The organism is uncultured Ellagibacter sp., assembly GCF_934617235.1.
Classification (GTDB): domain Bacteria; phylum Actinomycetota; class Coriobacteriia; order Coriobacteriales; family Eggerthellaceae; genus Ellagibacter.
Genome location: NZ_CAKTTZ010000076.1, coordinates 1 through 4,996, shown reverse-complemented (window position 1 = coordinate 4,996; position 4,996 = coordinate 1). Strand labels below are relative to the sequence as shown.

The 4,996-nt window shown below is 56.7% G+C and carries 4 protein-coding genes; 2 read left to right on the top strand and 2 right to left on the bottom strand.

Going from position 1 to position 4,996, the window contains the following annotated elements:
* Nucleotides 1–441: 441 nt before the first annotated feature.
* On the top strand, nucleotides 442–1,128 hold the full coding sequence (locus Q0G85_RS10170) for a GDSL-type esterase/lipase family protein (RefSeq protein ID WP_297157643.1): 687 nt from the start codon (nucleotides 442–444) through the stop codon (nucleotides 1,126–1,128).
* Nucleotides 1,129–1,214: 86 nt separating this feature from the next.
* Here Q0G85_RS10170 and Q0G85_RS10165 read toward each other — a convergent pair whose 3' ends face one another.
* Nucleotides 1,215–1,733 carry a TetR/AcrR family transcriptional regulator gene (locus Q0G85_RS10165; RefSeq protein ID WP_297157640.1) on the bottom strand — a complete coding sequence of 173 codons (519 nt, stop codon included), beginning with the start codon at nucleotides 1,731–1,733 and terminating at the stop codon, nucleotides 1,215–1,217.
* 139 nt (nucleotides 1,734–1,872) lie between these two features.
* Between Q0G85_RS10165 and Q0G85_RS10160 the strand changes: the two genes are divergently transcribed.
* The gene (locus Q0G85_RS10160; RefSeq protein ID WP_297157637.1) at nucleotides 1,873–2,619 is read left to right on the top strand and encodes a hypothetical protein; all 747 of its coding nucleotides are present in this window, start codon (nucleotides 1,873–1,875) and stop codon (nucleotides 2,617–2,619) included.
* Between the two features lie 890 nt (nucleotides 2,620–3,509).
* On the opposite strand, the gene Q0G85_RS10155 is transcribed toward Q0G85_RS10160, so the two are convergent.
* Complete coding sequence (locus tag Q0G85_RS10155; protein WP_297157635.1) at nucleotides 3,510–4,718, bottom strand: ATP-binding protein; 1,209 nt, start codon at nucleotides 4,716–4,718, stop codon at nucleotides 3,510–3,512.
* Nucleotides 4,719–4,996 lie beyond the last annotated feature (278 nt).

Below are 4,996 nucleotides of genomic sequence, written 5' to 3'. Positions count from 1 at the left end.
CGATGGCCGTTTTCCTCGGGCGGGCTTCGCCCGCCCTCCGAAAACGGGTTGATACACCAACATTCGGGACGCTACCTTTAGCGCTTGTTAAGCGACGTGAATCGTAGCCAGCGGCTTTATCGTCCTGCATTCCCGCAGGTCAGATATGATAGCAAAGTGATGACTGAAAGAATCGTCGCAGGCGGCTTCCGTCAACACCGGCTCTTTCGCAGAGTCGTTTCAAGGTTATTCCAGACTGCGAGATCCTCCGCAAGATTGAGGCGGACGCTATTCCGATGACGCTACTCGCCCGATCCGCCCTTGGGGAGCTCAACACGTTTCCAGTTTCTTTCTTATAGGCAGATACCTTACTCTCGACCAAGACCTAGTAATTGAACGGAATTAGAGGATGGTGCACTCTCTAATCAAGGCAAGACAACAGCAAGTAGCATCAAGGAGGCAATGATGGATAAATCAGAGCAGGCTAAACTCGTTGCAGATATGAGGCTCGCCGTCCCAGCGCAACAGCAAGAGCAGCGCAGGATTGGTCTTATCGGCCTTAATTCTACGGCGCAGAAGGGGCAGATCGAGTTCACGGGATCGTTGCTGATGCAGCAATTTCCCATCGGCGAGATGGCCATGACCGCTGATCTGCCCGTGAAGGTTTACAACCGGGCGATTAAGGGCTACAAAACCCAAGACCTTATCGAGAATATCGGACCCCTTGTTCTTGACATCGAGCCTTCGAAGATTTTCATCAACATTGGCACCAATGATCTTGCCGATGAGCGCATCACCGATGATCAGCTAATCGCGAACTACAAGACCATCATCGACGCCATTCATGATCGTCTTCCGAAAACCAAGGTTTACATGATGGCGTATTATCCCGTAAACGAGGATGGGGGCTCCGGCCAACCTCCCTATCCCCACTTTTTCGACCTGCGCAACAACGAAGCCATCGATGCGATGAACGGCAAGCTGTCCGCGCTTGCCGGGGAATGGGGCTGCGAATGGGTCGACGCCAACGACGGCCTGCGCGATGCCGAGGGCAAGCTTCGCAAGGAGCTGACCGTTGACGGTGCCCACATGTACGCCCACGCATACCGAATCGTTTTTGAGAACCTTCTCCCGTATCTGTCTGTGTGAGTCGGAATAGAAATAACCAGGCTCTATTCGATATGAGAGGGGAGTTGAAAGCATTTGCTCCCATGAGGTCGATTTCGACGCTGGGTCTAGTCCTTCAGAACATCCTCCATTAGCTTGGAGAGTTCGGGAACGGCCCGCATGTACGATTCGTAGCCGAGCCGGCCCATGCATCCCATGAGGCCGTCGAACGCGAAAAGGACGGCCAGATTGTCTGGATCCTTTCTCGTGCGTCCGTGCGGGGCCTCGTGGCTCTTTCCCAGCGCGAGTGCGAGCTTTCTGCCGAATGTCCCGTTGCTTGCGTCTGGCTTCAACAGCGGTGCAAGGGGGCTGTGGAAGACATGTTCCCCGAACCTGCGCAGAGTCTCCTCCGAAGCGAGGTCGACGCTGCCGTCTAGCGTCTTTTCGACGATTGCGCTCACGGCATCGTCCTCTATCTCGTCGACGACGTCTGCCACATTTCCATAGTGGTAGTAGAAGGCGGGCTTGCTGACCTCGGCCCGCGAGCATAGCTCCTTCACGGTAACCTCGGCCAAGGGCTTCGACGCGCAAAGGTCGGTCAGCGCCCCTTTGATAGCCCGCTTCGTCTTCACAACCCTAAGATCCATCTCGTTTTCCTGCCTATTCCCGTATATGGGTTAGATATCTATCCCGATCCTCGAACTCGATAATTGAATCAATGTCGATGATAGCAGATTATCTAACTGAAGTAAGAAATCTAAATAACGTCTTAAGTGAGGGATATCGATGGCAAAACAAAATGCCCAGCTCAAAAGCATTACCACGTACGGACCCAGGGATTGCCTGACGGCGATTCCTGGCGATGGCGCTCGAAACCCCAGCGAGCCCGCGGGCTTCGTCCCCCTTGGCGGCTCGCGTAGCTGTGGCCAGGACATCACCTGGCTCGCGCTTGACGAACGCTGGTTGGCGAAGCAAATCGGGAGCGCCCCCGACATCGCCGACGCGGTCGAAGAGGCGATGCGCGCCGCCGCGCGCGGAAGGCGTGGAAATGTTCCCTCAACTGCCGAGGTGCTTGCGGAGTGGAGGTTCTTCTTGCCCGCAAACGTCGAAAAGCCCGACGCTTTGACCTACTTCAAGTTGGTTTATCAGTATGTTGCAAGGAAATCAGGAATCGACAACGTGCTTGCTGGCTGCATTCGCAATGAAGAACTATCCGTTTTCTTTATCCCTGGAGGGTTTGGACGCCGTAGCGAGAGCGGCCGTGTGCGGAATTCGATGAGTCGCGAGGAGTACCTTGCTTTTTACGAAAAACTCAAGGGCTATCTTGCTGGGGAGATGGGTTTTGCCCCCGATCTTGACGCAGACGATGGCATGTTCGTGAGCCTTGGCTATAGTCGAGACGAGCGCGCAAAGGCGATTGCCGACCGTGAAAGCGCGGCAGAGATGGCGAAAAGTTTGGGCAGCGCTCTGGAATCCCAGGTACAGGGCTTCGCGAGGGACGCAAGGAGGGCTTTCGGCGGATTCGGGAAATAAAGCTTCGATAGCGCGAGGGCGTCGGCTCCGAGAGGCACGAGGCCTTAACATCGCCCCTCGGGGAACCCGAATTGTGAATTATCCCCGCAGGGCCCGATTATTCCCGTACCGCCGAGTATCCCGCCGTGCCGCCCGGTAGAGGCATGCGGGGAATAATTGAGCCGTTTTCCCAGGTAGACAGGCAAAAAGAAAGCCTCCGAACCAGGAGGTTCGGAGGCCGTTATTCCCGTTATTTCGCAGGTGGCTTTGCCCTGCGGCGATGCCGAAACAGTATCAGGCGGTACTCGGCAGCACCAAAACGCGAGTTCGGAAGCCAGTTCCCGTTATTCCCACTCGGTGGCTCTGGCTTTAGCATCTGGCCATTCCGGTTTCGCCCAGTTTTTCGATGCCGTCTCGGACTAAGTGCCGCCAAGTCACACCATGTCGTGCTTCATCGGCTTCGGGGACAGAAGCTGGGACAGCTTCAAAAACTCACCTTAAACTCAGGGCGTTGAGTTTTCGTTTTTGTCCCAAATGGCGTGGCGGATGGCCCCCGCAAACTCAATAGCGCCGAAAACGCCCGTTCTGATACTCTACTGCTCTTTAACGTGCAAGCCACTAGCTGCAATCGTAAGTGAATTAACGCGGGTGGCTTACGAGTCATTCGCAAAACCCCAGGTCGCAAGTCTTCGCCATCGGCGGGAAAAGTGAGTAGTCTCAGGTGGCTTTCCCATGAGCCACGGAACGGGCTGGGGCTTCGCTTGCGTCCGCATCGATTTGTGAGCATTCGAACCCCTGCGCGGGCGATGATATAAAGTAGATGATTTTCCGCCAGGAGGGCATCCAAGTGCCGGAGCGTTCCCTCGGCTGTTTCATATCCGAGAGAACCCCGCGATGGCCCCACGCTACGCTCAGAACCCCTGCTCGCCGAGCAGCCACCTCGCGAGGTCCAGCACGAGCACGCCCTCCCGGGTATAGGGCTCATGCCTCGTGCGGGCGATGAGGACCTTCGGGAACGCGTCCCTGATGGACAGAAGCGGCGCGAGCTCCCTCTCGAGCGTCGGTTCGGAGCTGATGTCGTCGCTCACCTGGATGTAGACGAGCTCCGACCCTCTCTTCGCGACGAAGTCGACCTCCTTTTGGTACAGCTTCCCGACGTAGGTCTCGTAGCCCCGCCTCATCAGCTCGAGGAAAACCGCGTTCTCGTACATGCGGCCCCAGTCCATGTTGCGCGTCCCCAGGACCGCATAGCGCATTCCCGAGTCGCATACGTAATGCTTCGCCTGCGTGCTCAGGTACTTCTTCCCCTTGATGTCGTAGCGCTTCGCCTCATAGAAGACGAAGGCGTCGCGGAGGTAGGAGATGTAGCGCCCGACGGTGACGTGGTTGGTGGGAACCCTGTTGGCGTCGAGCACGTTGGCGATGTTGTTGGGCGAGTTGAGGTTGCCGGAGTTATCCATCATGTACTCGGCCAGCCTCTCCAGCACGGTGGAGTCGGGCAGCGAGAACTTCTGAACGAGGTCGCGCGTGAGGATGGTCTTGTAGACATCGCGGATGTAGCCGTACGACTCCGAGATGTCATCGTAATCGTAGGACCCGGCAAGTCCGCCGCGTCTGATGAACCCGTCGAAGTCGTCGTCGATGGCCCCTTGCCCGCCGAAGTAGGAGCGGTATTCGCCGAAGCTGAAGGGGAGGATGTGAACCTCCCTATGACGCCCCGTGAACAGGGTCGCCAGGTCCGAACTCAGGAGGAACGCGTTCGATCCCGTGAGGTAGACGTCCCATCCGCCGCGTGCGTGAATGCTGTTAATTGCCTTCTCGAAACCCTCGCACAGCTGCACCTCGTCGATGAAGAGGCGGTTGCGCGTGCCGTCTTTATACCGCTCTATGATTTCGCGATGCAGCGCGTGGTACTCGAGCAGTGGCTCGTTGTCGAGGTCCAAAAGGTCGATGTAGACGTTGTTGGAGGACGGGTCTTTCCGAGCAACGGAGGCGGAGAACGCCTTCATGAGCTCGGACTTGCCGGAGCGGCGCATCCCCGTGATCACCTTGATGTCCCGGGTGCCCTCGAGCGCCCAAAGCCGCTCCATGTACGTATTGCGGTCTACCCAAGCCATCATCCGCTCCTTCTCGGTTTCGAAACTCAAAAGATTTTAAAGTTTCGAAACCGAGAAAACAATACGCATGAGTATACATTGAGGAGCGGGTCCAGCCACGCTATGTCGGCGGCACGACTCGATAGCGCCGAAAACGCCCGTTTCGGAATTCAAACAATCACGGGTCACGATGGGCTATCGGAATCGTGATGAGTCGATACCGCTCTCAATCCCCCTTCCGAATAGGCATTGAGCAGTTCCTGGGCGCGGGCGAACTCGGGTCCTTGCCTCCAACCGAGTAG

Bases quoted from the DNA above. Each gene is read 5' to 3' on its own strand.
- Q0G85_RS10155 (WP_297157635.1), bottom strand. From the start codon at position 4,718: ATGATGGCTTGGGTAGACCGCAATACGTACATGGAGCGGCTTTGGGCG.
- Q0G85_RS10165 (WP_297157640.1), bottom strand. From the start codon at position 1,733: ATGGATCTTAGGGTTGTGAAGACGAAGCGGGCTATCAAAGGGGCGCTG.
- Q0G85_RS10160 (WP_297157637.1), top strand. From the start codon at position 1,873: ATGGCAAAACAAAATGCCCAGCTCAAAAGCATTACCACGTACGGACCC.
- Q0G85_RS10170 (WP_297157643.1), top strand. From the start codon at position 442: ATGATGGATAAATCAGAGCAGGCTAAACTCGTTGCAGATATGAGGCTC.